General features: G+C 63.8%; 13 protein-coding genes. 10 read left to right on the plus strand and 3 right to left on the minus strand.

Annotated elements, in window-relative coordinates; translation table 11 throughout:
• Window positions 1–73 precede the first annotated feature (73 nt).
• Complete coding sequence (locus NKI37_RS19510) at window positions 74–1,786, plus strand: aldehyde dehydrogenase family protein (RefSeq protein ID WP_352787315.1); 1,713 nt, start codon at window positions 74–76, stop codon at window positions 1,784–1,786.
• A gap of 50 nt (window positions 1,787–1,836) precedes the next feature.
• Window positions 1,837–3,489 (plus strand): FAD-binding dehydrogenase, encoded by a 1,653-nt coding sequence (locus tag NKI37_RS19515; protein ID WP_023826422.1) that lies wholly within the window; start codon window positions 1,837–1,839, stop codon window positions 3,487–3,489.
• Between the two features lie 239 nt (window positions 3,490–3,728).
• Here NKI37_RS19515 and dgoD read toward each other — a convergent pair whose 3' ends face one another.
• A complete protein-coding gene (gene dgoD, locus NKI37_RS19520; protein ID WP_023714596.1) occupies window positions 3,729–4,877 on the minus strand; it encodes a galactonate dehydratase in 1,149 nt (382 codons plus the stop codon).
• Between the two features lie 7 nt (window positions 4,878–4,884).
• Window positions 4,885–5,625, minus strand: coding sequence for a FadR/GntR family transcriptional regulator (locus NKI37_RS19525; protein WP_023687899.1), 741 nt, complete (start codon window positions 5,623–5,625; stop codon window positions 4,885–4,887).
• A gap of 194 nt (window positions 5,626–5,819) precedes the next feature.
• On the opposite strand from NKI37_RS19525, the gene NKI37_RS19530 reads away from it, so the two are divergent.
• The 4 genes from NKI37_RS19530 (at window position 5,820) to NKI37_RS19545 (ending at window position 10,157) form a co-directional block, all read left to right on the plus strand.
• On the plus strand, window positions 5,820–6,809 hold the full coding sequence (locus NKI37_RS19530; RefSeq protein WP_023668118.1) for an arabinose ABC transporter substrate-binding protein: 990 nt from the start codon (window positions 5,820–5,822) through the stop codon (window positions 6,807–6,809).
• A 70-nt stretch (window positions 6,810–6,879) separates the two neighbouring features.
• A complete protein-coding gene (araG, locus tag NKI37_RS19535; RefSeq protein ID WP_023833960.1) occupies window positions 6,880–8,391 on the plus strand; it encodes an L-arabinose ABC transporter ATP-binding protein AraG in 1,512 nt (503 codons plus the stop codon).
• Between the two features lie 11 nt (window positions 8,392–8,402).
• A complete protein-coding gene (gene araH / locus NKI37_RS19540; protein ID WP_023668120.1) occupies window positions 8,403–9,353 on the plus strand; it encodes an L-arabinose ABC transporter permease AraH in 951 nt (316 codons plus the stop codon).
• Window positions 9,354–9,377: 24 nt separating this feature from the next.
• Window positions 9,378–10,157, plus strand: a complete 780-nt coding sequence (locus tag NKI37_RS19545; RefSeq protein WP_352787310.1) for an SDR family oxidoreductase — start codon at window positions 9,378–9,380, stop codon at window positions 10,155–10,157.
• A gap of 62 nt (window positions 10,158–10,219) precedes the next feature.
• On the opposite strand, the gene NKI37_RS19550 is transcribed toward NKI37_RS19545, so the two are convergent.
• On the minus strand, window positions 10,220–11,167 hold the full coding sequence (locus NKI37_RS19550; RefSeq protein WP_023685300.1) for a GlxA family transcriptional regulator: 948 nt from the start codon (window positions 11,165–11,167) through the stop codon (window positions 10,220–10,222).
• Between the two features lie 86 nt (window positions 11,168–11,253).
• Between NKI37_RS19550 and NKI37_RS19555 the strand changes: the two genes are divergently transcribed.
• From NKI37_RS19555 to NKI37_RS19570, 4 genes are all read left to right on the plus strand, one after another.
• Window positions 11,254–11,961, plus strand: a complete 708-nt coding sequence (locus tag NKI37_RS19555) for a DJ-1/PfpI family protein (RefSeq protein WP_023691357.1) — start codon at window positions 11,254–11,256, stop codon at window positions 11,959–11,961.
• A 121-nt stretch (window positions 11,962–12,082) separates the two neighbouring features.
• Complete coding sequence (locus NKI37_RS19560) at window positions 12,083–12,817, plus strand: FadR/GntR family transcriptional regulator (RefSeq protein ID WP_023691356.1); 735 nt, start codon at window positions 12,083–12,085, stop codon at window positions 12,815–12,817.
• Entirely contained in the window at window positions 12,814–14,010 is a 1,197-nt protein-coding gene (locus NKI37_RS19565; protein ID WP_023712132.1) for a PLP-dependent transferase, read from the plus strand. The genes NKI37_RS19560 and NKI37_RS19565 overlap by 4 nt, the downstream gene beginning before the upstream one ends.
• A gap of 26 nt (window positions 14,011–14,036) precedes the next feature.
• Window positions 14,037–15,314, plus strand: a complete 1,278-nt coding sequence (locus tag NKI37_RS19570) for an ABC transporter substrate-binding protein (protein ID WP_023685297.1) — start codon at window positions 14,037–14,039, stop codon at window positions 15,312–15,314.
• The last annotated feature ends 203 nt before the right edge of the window (window positions 15,315–15,517 follow it).

The following is a 15,517-nucleotide window of genomic DNA, read 5'->3' on the forward strand; positions in this document are numbered from 1 at the left end:
ATTCCAGGAAAAGTGTGAAGCGGTTCCGTCCGGAGTTGCGTCAAACAAAGAGACCGAAGTGGAGGAGGATAGGATGGTCGCCAAGGCAGTCAAAACTCAGCCCGTGCAGCCTGAATGGGCAGCCGAACTCGACCTCGCCCTCACCGATCTCGACGCCAGGAAGGACGACTGGGCGCAGACCTCGAATGGCGAGCGGATCGCCTTGCTGCGGCAGGTCAAGGATCACATCCGCGAGGTCGCCGAGGCGTGGGTCAAAACCGCGACGCGCAAGAAGGGCATCCCGACCGGCTCGCCGCTGGAAGGCGAAGAATGGCTGGCTGGCCCGGCGGCGCTGATGGATGGCTGCAACCAGTTCATCCACACGCTCAGCCTGATGGAGGGCAAGAAGTTTCTCGACAGACTGCCGGTCCGCACCTTGCCTAGCGGACAGGTGGCGGTAACGGTGGTTCCGAATTCGCTCTGGGACAAGGTGTTGTTCACCGGGCTGAAGGCCGAGATCTGGATGCAGCCCGGCGTGACCAAGGCGAACCTCGCCGCAAACACCGCATCGGCCTATGACGCGCCGCGCACCAGCCGCAAGGGCAAGATCGGCCTCGTGCTCGGCGCCGGCAACGTCGCCTCGATCGCGCCGCTCGACTGCCTGCACAAGCTGCTCGTCGAACATCAGGTCGTCCTGCTCAAGATGAACCCGGTCAATGATTACCTCGTTGATTTCCTGCGGCCGGCGCTGCGGCCGCTGATCGAATTCGGTGCGCTGCGCATCGTGCGCGGCAGCGCCGATGTCGGCGCGTATCTGTGCAACCACGATCTCGTCGACGACATCCACATCACCGGTGCCGCCGCCTCGCATGACGCGATCGTCTGGGGGCCTGGCGAGGAGGGCCGCAAGAACAAGGCGGCGGGCACGCCGCGCAACAGCCGGCGTATCACCTCGGAGCTTGGCGGCGTGGCACCCACCATCGTGGTGCCCGGTCCGTGGTCGGATGCCGATATCACCTACCACGCCGAACTGATCGCTACCCAAAAGCTCAACAATTCCGGTTTCAACTGCATCGCCTGCCAAATGCTCGTGTTGCCCGAAGGCTGGGGCAAATCCGATGCGCTTTTGGCAGCACTCGAAAAGGTGATGCAGAAAGCCCCGTCGCGCCCGGCCTATTATCCCGGCGCGACCGAGCGCCTCGCCGCCTTCGAGGCGCACGCCGACACGGCACAAAAATTCGAGCGGCCTGGCGGGCCCGCCTGCGTTGTGGTGCCGTTCCGGCCGGGCACGGACGCCTATCTCGAAAATGCCGAGGTGTTCGCGCCGGCGCTCAGCGTCATGCGGCTGCCGGCGGGCAATGCGGAATCCTATCTGCGCGCCGCTGCCGCCTACGCCAATGAAAAGCTGCACGGCACGCTTGCCGCCAACATCCTCATCCATCCCAGGACGATCGCCGAGATCGGCCGGCAGCGCTTCGAGGAAATCATTGCCGAACTGCGCTATGGCGGCATCGGCATCAATTCCTGGAGCGGCGTTCTGTTCGCGCTGCTGCGCCCGACCTGGGGTGCTTTCCCTGGCCACACGCTCGACGATGTGCAGAGCGGCATCGGCGTCGTCCACAACACCTATTTGTTCGACAGACCGGAGCGCAGCGTGCTCGAAGCGCCGTTCCGCATCATGCCGAAGCCGGCCTGGTTCCTGACCCACAAAAGGGCACACATGGTCGGCCGCCTGATCACCGAGTTCAACTACCGGCCGAGCTTCCTGAAGCTGCCGCGCATCATCTGGAACGCGCTGCGCGGCTAGCAACGAGCATCCGATGTCAAAAACAACAAGCCGGGACAGGAGTTACGACAATGGCTGACACGGATGCAATCATCGTCGGCGGCGGGCTGGCCGGCCTGGCCGCAGCCGCGGAACTCGGCGATGCCGGAAAGCGCGTGATCATCGTCGAGCAAGAGGGTGGCGGTTTTCTCGGCGGCCAGGCATTCTGGTCGCTCGGCGGCCTGTTTTTGGTCAACACGCCCGAGCAGCGCCGCCTGCGCATCAAGGACAGCCGCGACCTCGCCTGGCAGGATTGGCTGGGTTCTGCCCAGTTCGACCGGCCCGAGGACCATTGGCCAAGGAAAGTGGCGGAAGCCTATGTCGATTTCGCCGCCGGCGAGATGCGGCCGTGGCTCTACGCCATGGGCATGCGCTGGTGGCCGGTGGTCGGCTGGGCCGAGCGCGGCGGCGCGCTGGCCAATGGCCACGGCAATTCAGTGCCGCGCTTCCACCTGACATGGGGCACTGGGCCGGGCGTGGTCGCGCCGTTCGAAAGGCGCGTGCGCGAGCACGTCGCCAAAGGGCTGATCACTTTGAAATTCCGTCATCAGGTCAGCCGGCTGATCAAGACCAACGGCGCGGTCACCGGCGTCGCGGGCGAAATCCTGGAGGCATCCGATGTCGAGCGCGGCAAGCAGTCGAGCCGCACGGCCGTCGGCGATTTCGACCTTTCGGCCGGTGTCGTGATCGTCACCTCGGGCGGCATCGGCGGCAATCATGAGTTGGTTCGCAAGGTTTGGCCGGTCGGGCGGCTGGGGCCAGCGCCGAAGCGTATGGTTGCCGGCGTGCCGCACCATGTCGACGGCCGCATGGTGGCGATCACCCAGGACGCCGGCGGGGCCGTCATCAACGCCGACCGCATGTGGCACTATGTCGAGGGGATCAAGAACTGGAATCCGATCTGGCCGAACCACGGCATCCGCATCCTGTCGGCGCCGTCGCCGCTATGGTTCGATGCTCTGGGACAACGCATGGAGGCGCCGTTCTTCCCGAGCTTCGATTCGCTCGGCACCTTGAAGCGTATCCTGTCGACGGGACACGATTATTCCTGGTTCGTGCTGAGCAAGACGATCGCTTCGAAGGAGTTCGTGCTGTCGGGTTCGGAGCAAAACCTAGACTTTACGGCCAAGGATTGGCGGGCCGTGCTGAAGAACCGGCGCGGCGGCAAGGCGCCACCATCGGTGGCAGCGTTCCTGGAAAAGGGCGAGGACTTCGTCGTCCGCGACAACCTGGCCGACTTGGTCGCCGGCATGAACGCGCTGTCAGGCGACAATCTGCTCGACTACGACCGGCTCAAGGCGCAGATCGTGGCGCGCGATCGCGAGGTCGACCATGCCTATACCAAGGATGCGCAGGTCACAGCCGTCCGCGGCGCCCGCAACTACATTGGCGACAAGATCTTCCGGGTGACCAAGCCACACAAGATACTCGATCCCAGGCACGGGCCGCTGATCGCGGTGCGCCTCAACATCCTGACGCGCAAAACGCTTGGCGGCCTGCACACCAATCTCAATTCGCAGGTTCTCGACGGCAATGGCGAACCCATTGCCGGGCTCTATGCGGCAGGCGAGGTGGCCGGCGGCGGTGGCGGCGGCTATCACGGCTACAATGCGCTGGAAGGGACATTTCTCGGCAGCTGCATCTTCTCCGGCAGGAACGCAGGCCGGCACGCCGCGGGCAGGTGACGCGGCTGGCGGGCCAAGAAAAGGTCGATGAGAACAGGACATCCGCCATGTTCCATGGATAGCGACTGCTTTCGATCGTTTGCGGCAACCCAGGCGGTCAGCGAGTTGCGGCTTGCCGGCGCCGACGGTTCCCATGCGCTGGTGCTCGGCGCTGCGGCCCATCAGAGGCCTGCGTTACGCTGGCGCCACCGCGAAATCGAACCCGAGGTCCTGAAGGCCTGGCCGCAAGGTCGGCCGAGCTACCACTCGGCGAAGGAGCCGTCCTTGTGACGCCAGACCGGGTTGCGCCAGCGGTGGCCTTCCTTGGCGCGTTCCTTGACGTAGTCCTCGTCGATTTCGACGCCGAGGCCGGGACCATCGGGGATTGCGACATAGCCATCCTCGTAGCGGAAGACGTCCTTGTTGGCGGCATAGTCGAGCAAATCGTTTGCGGCGTTGTAGTGGATGCCGAGGCTCTGTTCCTGGATGAAGCAGTTGTAGCTGACGGCATCGAGCTGCAGGCAGGCGGCGAGCGCGATCGGGCCGAGCGGGCAGTGGGGCGCCACCGCAATGTCATAGGCCTCGGCCATCGCCGCGATCTTGCGGCATTCGGTGATGCCGCCGGCATGCGACAGGTCTGGTTGGATGATGTCGACGGCGCCTTGTTCGAACACCGATTTGAAATCCCAGCGGCTGTAGAGCCTCTCGCCGAGTGCGATCGGCGTCGAGCCGAGGGCGGCGATCTCCTTCAGCGCCTCGCGATTTTCGCTCAGCACCGGCTCCTCGATGAACATCAGCCGGTAGGGTTCCAACTCCTTGACCAGCATGCGCGCCATCGGCCGGTGGACGCGGCCGTGGAAATCGACGGCGATGCCAATGTTGGACCCAACGGCCTCGCGCACCATGGCGACTCGTTCGACAGCCGCATCTATTCTGTCATGGCTGTCGACGATCTGCAGTTCCTCGGTGCCATTCATCTTCAGCGCCTGAAAACCGCGCGCCACCACTTCCCTGGCGCCATCAGCCACTTCCGCCGGCCGGTCGCCGCCGATCCAGGAATAGACCTTGATGCTGTCGCGCAGCTTGCCGCCGAGCAGTTCGTGCACAGGCACGCCGAGCGCCTTGCCCTTGATGTCCCACAGCGCCTGGTCGATGCCGGCAATGGCGCTCATCAGGATCGGCCCGCCGCGGTAGAAGCCGCCGCGATGCATCACCGTCCAATGGTCCTCGATCAGGCGCGGGTCCTTGCCGATCAGATAATCGCCAAGTTCCTTGACCGCTGCCTCGACCGTCAGCGCACGGCCTTCGACCACAGGCTCGCCCCAGCCGGTAACGCCGGCATCAGTCTCGATCTTCAGGAACAGCCAGCGCGGCGGGACGATGTAGGTGGTGAGCGAGATGATTTTCATGCTGGTCTCAGTTGTTCTTGAGTTTCTTGGCGCTGACCAGGTCGCGCGCCGCAAGGTCGAGGATCCGGCCTGCCGCCGCACGCGCCGCCGCGGCATCGCGCATGCGCAGCGCCTCGACCACCTCACGGTGCGCCGCCACCGCTTCCATGCGCCGGGCGAGCGAAATGGTCGCAGTTGCTTCGAGCGAGAATTTCAGCCCGGTGTCGATAAGATTGCCGATCTGGCGGAAGATCGGGTTGTGGCTCGCGGCATAGACGATCTGGTGGAAAGTGATGTCCGAGCGCGAGAAGGCGGCGAGATCCTCGCCGGCATTGGCCATGCCGCGCCAGGCGGCTTCGAGATCGGCGATCTCCTGCAGCGTCGCACGAGTCGCCGCCAGTTCAGCTACCAGCGGCTCGATGGCGCGGCGCGTCTCGAGGATGGCGTCGAACAATTTGTCGTCCAGTGCATGCGGCGCGTGCCAGGCCAGCACCTGCGGGTCGATGATGTTCCAGTTGTCCTGTTCACATACAACCGTGCCGATGCGGGGCCGCGACAGCACCAGCCCCTTGGCGGCCAGCACCTTCAAGGCCTCGCGGATGACGGTGCGGCTGACGCCATATTCGACGCCGAGTTCGTTTTCGGTCGGCAGGGACGAGCCGGCGGGATAGCGTCCGGAAAAGATGTCTGAGGCAAGCGCCTTGGTCACATCGGGCATGACGCGCGGGCGGCGGGTGTCGCCTGATGCCTTCTTCGAAGTGTCGGTCACCTCAGCCCTCCTCCAAGGCGGCGAAACCACTGATCTCGCGTCCCCGGCCTTACCGGATGCGGATGATTTGCGCCAGCGATCCCTGGTCAGAGCATGTAGCTCAATTATCATACCAGATCAATTGACGAGTATGATAAAAAGAATTAGAGACTCTGCATCCGGGCTGAGCGCCCGGCCATCGCTGGGAGGTAATCATGCGACTTCTGAAGACCGCGCTCGTCGCGGGCGCCCTTGCCGTGCTGTCCGTCACGACCATCGCTGCATATGCTCAGGACACCAAGATAGGTTTTATCGTCAAACAGCCCGAGGAGCCGTGGTTCCAGGACGAATGGAAGTTCGCCGACCAGGCCGCCAAGGAGAAGGGTTTTACCCTGGTCAAGATCGGCGCCGAGGACGGTGAGAAGCTGATGTCGGCGATCGACAATCTCGGCGCGCAGGGCGCGCAAGGCTTCATCGTCTGCACGCCTGATGTGAAGCTCGGCCCCGGCATCGTCGCCAAGGCCGCCGCCAACAATCTCAAGCTGATGACGGTTGATGACCGTCTGGTCGGCGCAGACGGGAAGGCGCTGGAAGACGTGCCGCATATGGGCATTTCGGCGACCAAGATCGGCGAGGCCGTCGGCCAGGCGATCGTCGACGAAATGAAGGCGCGCGGCTGGAAGGCCGACGAGGTTGGCGCCATCCGCGTCTCCTATGATCAGTTGCCGACCGCCGTCGACCGGGTCGAAGGCGCCATTTCGGTGCTCAAGGCCAACGGCTTCAAGGCCGAAAACATCTTTGACGCGCCGCAGGCCAAGACCGATACCGAGGCTGCGCTCAATGCGGCGACGGTGGTACTCAACGCCCATGCCGACATCAAGAAGTGGGTCTCCTTCGGCCTCAACGACGAAGCCGTTCTCGGCGCCGTGCGCGCTTCCGAAAGCGTCGGCATCCCGGCCGAAAACGTGATCGGCGTCGGCATTGGCGGCGCGGATTCGGCGATCAACGAGTTCAAGAAGCCGACCGCCACCGGCTTCGTCGGCACGGTGATCATCTCGCCGAAGCGTCACGGCTACGAGACTGCGCTCAACATGTATGACTGGGTCGCCAACAACAAGGAACCCGAGAAGCTCATCCTGACCGCCGGTGCGCTGGCCAAGCGCGACGACTACCAGACGGTCCGCAAGGGTCTCGGCATCGAATAATCCTCCCTGTACAAACAGGCGGCGGCTCACAGTCGCCGCCTGTTTGGCATGGCAAAAGGATAGGCGCCCCATGTCCTTTCTCGACTTCTCGGAAATCACCAAGACCTATCCGGGCGTCAAGGCGCTGTCCGGCGTCTCGTTCAGCGTCGACAAGGGCGCCGTGCATGGCTTGATGGGCGAGAACGGCGCCGGCAAATCCACGCTGATCAAGATCCTGTCGGGCGACCAGCATGCCGATGACGGCGAGATCCTCATCGACGGCAAGATGCAAGCCTATGCAACGACGCGAGATGCCTTCGACAATGGCGTCATCGTCATCCACCAGGAGCTACAGCTGGTTCCTGAGCTCACTGTTGCCGAAAACCTCAGCCTTGGCCGCTTCCCCACCAACGCCGGCATCATCGCCCGCGCCAGAATGCTGGAAGACGTCGGCGCCAAGCTGAAATCGGCGGGCATCGACATCGATATCAGCCGCAAGGTCAAGACGCTGTCCATCGGCGAACGGCAGATGGTCGAGATCGCCAAGGCGATCATGCTCGACGCGCGCGTCATCGCTCTGGATGAGCCGACCTCGTCATTGTCGTCGCGCGAAAGCGAAATTCTGTTTGCCCTGATCGACCGCCTGCGCGGCGAGGGCAAGGTCATCATCTATGTCTCGCACCGGCTGGACGAAGTGTTCCGCCTCTGCGACAGCCTGACCGTGCTGCGCGACGGCAAGCTCGCGGCGCACCATGCGTCACTGAAAGACGTCACGCGCGATCAGGTCGTCGCCGAAATGGTTGGCCGCGAAATCTCCGACATCTGGGGGTTTCGCCCACGCCCGGCTGGCGATGTCCGGCTGAAGGTCGACGCTGTTTGCGGAGTAAAACTGACGACGCCCGCCAGCTTCGAGGCGAGGGCGGGCGAGATCGTCGGCTTCTTCGGTCTGATCGGCGCGGGCCGCTCCGAACTGATGCGGCTGGTGTTCGGCGCCGACCCGCGCTCAGGCGGCACCATTACCGTTGATGGCAAGGTCGTTCATGCCACCGATCCGCATGACGCGATCCGCGCCGGCATCGTTTTGTGCTCGGAAGACCGCAAGCATGACGGCATCATCCAGGGCCGCTCGATCGAGGAGAACATCAACATCTCGTCGCGGCGTCATCACACGCGCTTCGGAATCCTGAACCGCGCCAGCGAGATCGCCACCGCCGAGACCTTCATCAAGAAGCTCAAGGTGCGCACGCCGTCGCGCAAGCAGGACATCATCAACCTCTCCGGCGGCAACCAGCAGAAGGTCATTCTCGGCCGCTGGCTGTCGGAGCAGGGCGTGCGCGTGCTTATCGTCGACGAGCCGACACGCGGTATCGACGTCGGCGCCAAAGCGGAAATCTACGAACTGCTCTACCAGCTTGCCGAAGACGGCATGGCGATCGTCGTCGTCTCGTCCGAATTGCCGGAAGTGATGGGCATTTGCGACCGCATCCTGGTGATGTGCGGCGGGCGGGTCAGCGCCGAACTCGCGCGCGACCAGTTCGCCGAAAAAGCGATCCTGGCCGCCGCTCTTCCCGATCAGAAAACCCCCGACGCGATCGCATCCTGAGGATCTTTGCCATGACCGATCAGTTGAAGAAGATCCTGCTCGGCGAACAGGGCCTCGTCGTGATCTTCATCGTCGCCTTCGCGCTGGTGTCGCTGCTGGTGCCGAATTTTCTGACTGACCGCAACATGCTCGGCCTGCTGCAGTCGGTGGTCACCGTCGGCATTGTCGCCTGCACCATGATGTTCTGCCTTGCCGCGCGCGACTTCGACCTCTCGGTCGGCTCCATCGTCGCCTTTGCCGGCATGGTCGCGGTAATGGCGTCGAACTATACCGGTTCGATCCTGCTCGGGCTTCTCGCGGCAATCGCCTGCGGCGCCTTCGTCGGCTTCATCAATGGCGTCGTCATCGCCAAATTCCGCATCAACGCACTGATCACGACGCTTGCCACCATGCAGATCGTGCGCGGCCTTGCGCTGATCGCATCGGACGGCCGCGCCGTCGGCATCAACAGCCCGGATTTCTACCAACTGGCGCTGTCGAAGCTGTTCGGCATTCCGACGCCGGTCTGGGTCCTGGCCGTGCTGTTCTGCATCTTCGGTTTTGTCCTCAATCGTACCGTCTTCGGCAAGAACACGCTGGCCATCGGCGGCAACCCGGAGGCCTCGCGCCTGGCCGGCGTCAATGTCGACTGGACGCGCATCTGGATCTTTGCTCTGCAAGGCGTGGTCTGCGGCATCGCCGGCATCCTTTTGGCCTCGCGCATCACGTCGGGCCAGCCCAATGCGGCGGTCGGGCTTGAACTCTCGGTCATCTCGGCCTGCGTGCTCGGCGGCGTCTCGCTTGCCGGCGGCCGCGCCACCATGTCGGGCGTCATCGTCGGCGTGCTGATCATGGGCATTGCCGAAAACGCCATGAACCTGCTCAACATCCCAGCCTTCTACCAGTACATTGTGCGCGGCGTGATCCTGCTGCTTGCCGTTTTGCTCGACAATCTGCGTTCGTCGGCACTGGGCCGGCGCTGACCATCTTGCAGTGGAGTGACAGCCATGGCTGAGCGCCTGTCCGGCAAACGCATCTTCCTCACCGGCGCCGCGCAAGGCATCGGGCTTGCCATCGCCGGGGCCTGCCTGGCCGAAGGGGCAAAACTGTTCCTGGTCGATCGCGACGGCGCGCTGCTGGACAAAACGGTCGCCGGCCTTGCCGCACCGCAGGGCCATGTCGGACATACCGCAGCCGACATCAGCGACGGGGCCGCGATTGCCGCTGCCGTCAGCCGGGCGACCGACGCGATCGGGCCGATCAACGCGCTGATCAACAATGCGGGGATGAATGTGTTCTCGACGCCGCTCGAGGCGACCGAGGAGGAGTGGAACCGCAATTTCGACGTCAACGTCAAGGGCGCCTGGAATTGCAGCAAGGCGGTGCTGCCAGGAATGATCGCAAATGGTGGTGGCGCGATCCTCAACATCGCCTCGACGCACAGCTTCACCATCATCCCTCATACCTTCCCTTATCCCGTGGCCAAGCACGCGCTGCTTGGGCTGACCAAATCGCTGGCGCTGGAATATGCCGGGCAGGGCGTGCGCGTGAACGCGCTGGCGCCCGGTTATGTCGAGACGCAGAAGGCAGCCGACTATTGGAACAGTTTTGCCGATCCGGTTGCGGCGCGCGCCAGGACGCTGGCGCTGCATCCCGGCGGCCGCATCGCCTCGGCGCGCGAGATCGCGCTGGCCGCTGTGTTCATGATTTCTGAGGAGTGCCCGTTCATGAACGCGGCGACCCTCGTCGTCGATGGCGGGCTCAGCCAGCTACAGCATCCCGCCTGAACGCTAGAGAGGCTCTATTTCTACCGCATCGACCGCCGGCCTAATGGAGCAAGCAGTCGCGATCAGAAACGCTCGCGATAGGCGCGCGGATTGGTGCCCAGCACGCGCAGAAAGCCGCGCCGCATGGTTTCTTCCGAGCCGAAACCGCAGCGGCGGGCCGTCTGGTTGACGGGCTGGCCCCGCTCCAGCATCCGCCGCGCCGCCTCGATCCGGATCTCCTCGATCGCGCGGGCAGGTGTCCGGCCGGTGGCCTCGCGATAGCGCCGCGAGAAGCTGCGCGGGCTCATATTGGCGTGGTCGGCCAACTGCGTGAGCGACAGGTCACCGGCCAGATTTTCGAGGATCCAGCCATGCAGCCGGTCGAAGCGCCCGTCGCCTTGCTGCAGCTTGAGGGTCTGGCTGAATTGCGCCTGGCCACCGGGACGTTTCAGGAAGACCACCAACTCGCGCGCCACGCCGAGCGCCGTGTGCCTGCCAAGGTCGGCCTCGACGAGGGAGAGGGCGAGATCGATCCCCGCCGTTACGCCGGCGGATGTCCAGACATTGCCGTCGCGGATGAAGATCGGATCGGGTTCGAGCCGGACCGCGGGAAAGCGCCGGGCGAACTCCGCGCAGCGTCCCCAATGGGTCACCGCGCGGCGGCCGTCGAGCAGGCCAGCCGTCGCCAGCAGCATGGCGCCGCTGCAGACGGAAGCGGTTCGGGTGGCATCGCGCGAGCGACCGGCGATCCACTGGACCAGCACGGGATCGTCGCAGGCCGCGTTGACGCCCCATCCTCCGGGGACAAGCAGCGTGTCGATCTTACCTCCGTGGGTTGGCAGCACTGCTGCCTCCAGCACGAGACCGGCCGATGTCCGGATGCGCGGTGAGGCGGCGACGACCACGACCTCGTAAGGAGCCGGTTCGCCGGCCTGCCTTTTGAAATCATTGGCGCTGGCAAAGACCTGCAGCGGTCCGCTGACGTCGAGGAGCTGGATGTCGGGATAGGCAAGTACTTCGATACGGCGCATTGGTTTGGCCCGAAGCGAGGGATGAATGGCAATCGTGCCAAACCATGATGCCGTAGATTGCCGGAAGTCAACCCACGGAGATTTCCATGCCCCTTCGTTTCGGCATCCTCGTATTCCCCGACGTCCAACAACTCGACCTCACCGGCCCATACGAAGTCCTGGCATCGGCCAAGGATGCCGAGGTGGAACTGATCTGGAAGGATCGCAACCCGGTGACGTCATCGACGCGCCTCTCGCTGACGCCAACCGCGACCTTTGACGATTGCCGGCCCCTCGACGTGCTGTGCATTCCTGGCGGGGGCGGGGTCAACGCGCTGCTGGAGGACCAGACAGTCCTCGATTTCGTGTGGGAGCGCGCGGGGCAGGTGCGCTACATCACCTCCGTTTGCAGCGGTGCCCTGGTGCTTGGGGCGGCCGGACTGCTGAGGGGCAAGCGCGCGACCACGCACTGGTATGCGCATGATTTCCTTGAGGAGTTCGGAGCGATCCCGGTCGACGAGCGTATCGTCGAAGACGGCAAGCTCATCACCGCCGGCGGCGTCACTTCGGGGATCGACTTCGGCCTGGCGCTGGTTGCGAGGCTGCTTGGACAGGAGGAGGCCGAGATCGTGCAGCTCTCGCTCGAATACGCCCCGGCTCCTCCCTTTCGGTCCGGCACGCCCGCCGAGGCGTCGCCTGCGGTGCTGGCGCAGGCAAAAAAGCGCCTCTCTGGTTCGAGGCGGGTTCGCGAGGCAATCTTCGCTCGCTGGCGCGAGGCTCGCGCCGCCGCTGCGCCGGCGCGCATCCACGGCTGAAGCAGCAAGGCCGAAGGTGCATCCCCTGGCCCTTCGGCCTTGCTGCGTTTCCACTGTTGACAGGTCCCTTCGTCTGTGCAGAAATTGGTTGGACCATTGAACCACTTCGGTAATAGCCCCGGTGACCCAATTCAGCCTTCCGCCGATCCAGACGACGGCCCGCGACGACGCGGTGCTGAAGGCGTTGGCCGGCTTCGTCATGCGCGAGAAGCTGGAACCCGGTGAGAGGCTGCCGACCGAACGCATCCTCGCTGAGCGTCTGAAGGTCAGCCGCAATACGGTGCGCGAGGCGCTGACGCGCTGGGAAGGGCTTGGCCTGGTCGAGCGCCGGCAGGGCTCGGGCACCTATCTCAAGGCCGCCGTCTCGCTCGACATGCTGCACATGCCGCTGACGCTTGCCGGCGGCAATGATTTCACCGGCCTGATGCGCACGCTGGAAATCCGCCGCGCGCTGGAAGCGGAAGCCGCCGCCCTTTGCGCCATTCGTGCCGACAGGGACGACCTCGCCGAGATCGAGCGCAAGCTCGACATCATGGAGGAAGAGTTTCTCAGCCGCGCCGGCATGTCGTCGGAAGAGGACTGGGAATTCCATCAGGCGATCTACCGCGCCTGCGGCAATCCGCTGTTCGAGCAGATTATCGCCGCCATGCACGAACTGTTCCACCGCTTCTGGGAACATCCGCTCGGCGTGCGCGATTTCGGCCACGCAAGCTTTCCCTACCACCGCACCATGTTCGACTGCATCGCCGCGCACGATCCGGAAGGCGCCCGGGCCGAAGCGCTGAAACTGATCGCCACGGTCGAGGACGATTTGAAGCGCGGCGCCGCCAACCTCAAACTTTCGGTCCGCACATGAACGAGCACAGCTTCGACCCAGGCATTTCCGGCAGCGACTATCTCGCCGAGGCGGCGACGCTTCTGGCGCATGACGACCCGTTCCCCGGCAATGCGGTGGTGCCGCCGATCTACCAGACCTCGCTGTTCACCTTCGCCAGCTATGCCGACATGGCCGATACCTTTGCCGGGCGCAGGAAGCAGCCGATCTATTCGCGCGGCGACAACCCGACAGTGATGGAATTCGAGTCACGCGTCGCGGCGCTTGAAGGTGCTGAAGCCGCACGTGGTTTTTCGAGCGGCATGGCTGCGATCAGCGCGACGTTGCTGGCTTTCGTCGGCGCAGGCGAACGCATCCTTGCGGTACGCAACTGCTATGGCGACGCCTACCGACTGTTCGAGCGGTTGTTCCCGCGCCTGCATATCAAGGTCGACTATGTCGACGGCTCCGATCCGGATGCGGTGGCCGCGGCACTTCCCGGTGCGAAACTGCTCTATCTGGAAAGCCCGACCTCGATGATGTTCGAGCTGCAGGATCTCGAGCATCTGACGCGGCTGGCGAAAGAGCAGGGCATCGTCACCACCATCGACAATTCCTGGGCCACGCCGGTGTTCCAGAAGCCGATCCTGCACGGCGTCGATCTGGTGCTGCATTCCGCCTCGAAATATCTCGGCGGTCACAGCGACACCGTCGCCGGCGTGGTGGCTGGCTCGGCCGCTCACATCAAGCATATCAACGACCAGACCTATTCGCAGCTCGGCGCAAAGCTGTCGCCCTTCGAGGGCTGGCTGCTGTTGCGCGGCCTGCGCACGCTGCCGCTGAGACTGCCGCATCACATGAAGAGCGGGCTCATCATCGCCGAGCGCTTGAAGGCGCATGACAAGGTCGAGCGGGTCAATCATCCCGCCTATTCCAACCATCCCGGCAAGAAGACGCTTGCCGGCTATGCCGGGCTGTTCTCCTTCGAGGTGACGGAGGATGTCGACATTCCCGCTTTCGTCGATGCGCTGAAATTTTTCCGCATCGGCGTCAGCTGGGGCGGTCATGAAAGCCTCGTCGTGCCGGCAAAGGCCTCGCTCGAGCAGACACCGGGTCTCAATTCGATGGCGCGCTTCGGCGTCAGCCCCCGAACCATCCGCTTCAATGTCGGATTGGAAAGCGTCGAAGACCTCTGGGCCGACATCGGCCAGGCCTTCGACAAAGCAAAAAAATGACTGGGTTCAAAATGGGAGTTCTGAACATGAAACGACTGAGCATCATGCTTGCCACCGCTGCCGGCCTGGCGATGTCCGCCAGTGGCGCATTGGCCGACACCACCCTCAAGCTGGTCGAGGTCATCACCAGCCCGCAGCGCACCGAATTCCTGAAGAAGCAGATCGCCGAGTTCGAGGCCGCCAATGCCGGCGTCAAGGTCGAGGTGGTCTCGTTGCCTTGGGGTCAGGCCTTCGAGAAATTCCTCACCATGGTGCAGGCCGGCGATACGCCCGACATCGTCGAGATGCCGGAGCGCTGGATGGGCCTGTACGCCACCAACGGCCAGCTCGAGGATCTCGGCCCTTACATGGCCAAATGGGACGACGCCAAGACGCTGGGCGACCGCGCCAAGCAATTCGGCTCGACCGTCAACAACACCCAGTTCATGATCCCGTACGGCTACTATGTGAATGCGCTGTTCTGGAACAAGAAGCTGTTCAAGGAGGCCGGTCTCGACGGCCCGCCGGCGACGCTCGACGACTTCATCGCCGACTCCAAGAAGATCTCCGCCATTCCGGGCAAGTACGGCTACTGCCTGCGCGGTGGCCCGGGCGCCTTCAACGGCATGCACATGTTCATGAACATCGCCGCCGGCAAGGGCGGCTACTTCAACGAGGACGGCACCTCGACCATCAACGAGGAGGGCTCGGTCAAGGGCCTGCAGATGCTGGCCGACATGTACAAGGACGGGCTGGCGCCCAAGGATGCGGTGAGCTGGGGCTTTAACGAGACCGTCACCGGCTTCTATTCCGGCACCTGCGCCATGCTCAACCAGGATCCGGATGCGCTGATCGGCATTGCCGACAAGATGAGTGCCGACGATTTTGCCGTGGCGCCGCTGCCTGTGGGGCCAAGCGGCAAATCCTATCCGACGCTGGGCTATGCCGGCTGGGCGATGTTCGCCAATTCGCAGCACAAGGACGATGCCTGGAAGCTGATGGCGACGCTGTTGTCGCCCAAGGACAATCTCGAATGGGCCAAGGAAGTCGGCGTCGTGCCGATCCACAATGGCGCCGACCAGGATGCCCACTTCAAGACCGAGCAGTTCAAAGGCTGGTTCACCGAACTCAGCGACACTTCCAAATATGAAATGGTGACGCCGCCGACACATCTGGAGAACCTCGGCAATTTCGTCGACCAGGTGGCGATCAAGAATTTCCAGGAAGTGCTGCTCGGCCAGAAGTCGGCCAAGGACGTTGCCGATCAATGGGCCGCGTTCCTGACCAAGGAACAGCAGGACTGGCTTGCCAAGAACAAGAAGTAGTTCTTCCACCTTCTCCCCGTTTACGGTGAGAAGGTGGCCCGAATGCATGTCGCCCAAAAGTGCGTAGCGGTTTTGGGGCAACGACATGCACAGACAGGCCCGGATGAGGGGCAGCGCGAGCACCCCAAGGCTGGCGCCGCCCCTCATCTGCCTGCCGGCATCTTCTCCCCGTGAACGGGGAGAAGGGTGCTGTTGCCGCTGTC

The organism is Mesorhizobium sp. M0626 (genome assembly GCF_040320665.1).
GTDB lineage: Bacteria > Pseudomonadota > Alphaproteobacteria > Rhizobiales > Rhizobiaceae > Mesorhizobium.

What these genes read in the sequence shown, in the direction of transcription:
- NKI37_RS19510 (WP_352787315.1), top strand. Translation starts at nt 74, where the DNA reads ATGGTCGCCAAGGCAGTCAAAACTCAGCCCGTGCAGCCTGAATGGGCA.
- NKI37_RS19515 (WP_023826422.1), top strand. Translation starts at nt 1,837, where the DNA reads ATGGCTGACACGGATGCAATCATCGTCGGCGGCGGGCTGGCCGGCCTG.
- dgoD (WP_023714596.1), bottom strand. Translation starts at nt 4,877, where the DNA reads ATGAAAATCATCTCGCTCACCACCTACATCGTCCCGCCGCGCTGGCTG.
- NKI37_RS19530 (WP_023668118.1), top strand. Translation starts at nt 5,820, where the DNA reads ATGCGACTTCTGAAGACCGCGCTCGTCGCGGGCGCCCTTGCCGTGCTG.
- araG (WP_023833960.1), top strand. Translation starts at nt 6,880, where the DNA reads ATGTCCTTTCTCGACTTCTCGGAAATCACCAAGACCTATCCGGGCGTC.
- araH (WP_023668120.1), top strand. Translation starts at nt 8,403, where the DNA reads ATGACCGATCAGTTGAAGAAGATCCTGCTCGGCGAACAGGGCCTCGTC.
- NKI37_RS19545 (WP_352787310.1), top strand. Translation starts at nt 9,378, where the DNA reads ATGGCTGAGCGCCTGTCCGGCAAACGCATCTTCCTCACCGGCGCCGCG.
- NKI37_RS19550 (WP_023685300.1), bottom strand. Translation starts at nt 11,167, where the DNA reads ATGCGCCGTATCGAAGTACTTGCCTATCCCGACATCCAGCTCCTCGAC.
- NKI37_RS19555 (WP_023691357.1), top strand. Translation starts at nt 11,254, where the DNA reads ATGCCCCTTCGTTTCGGCATCCTCGTATTCCCCGACGTCCAACAACTC.
- NKI37_RS19565 (WP_023712132.1), top strand. Translation starts at nt 12,814, where the DNA reads ATGAACGAGCACAGCTTCGACCCAGGCATTTCCGGCAGCGACTATCTC.
- NKI37_RS19570 (WP_023685297.1), top strand. Translation starts at nt 14,037, where the DNA reads ATGAAACGACTGAGCATCATGCTTGCCACCGCTGCCGGCCTGGCGATG.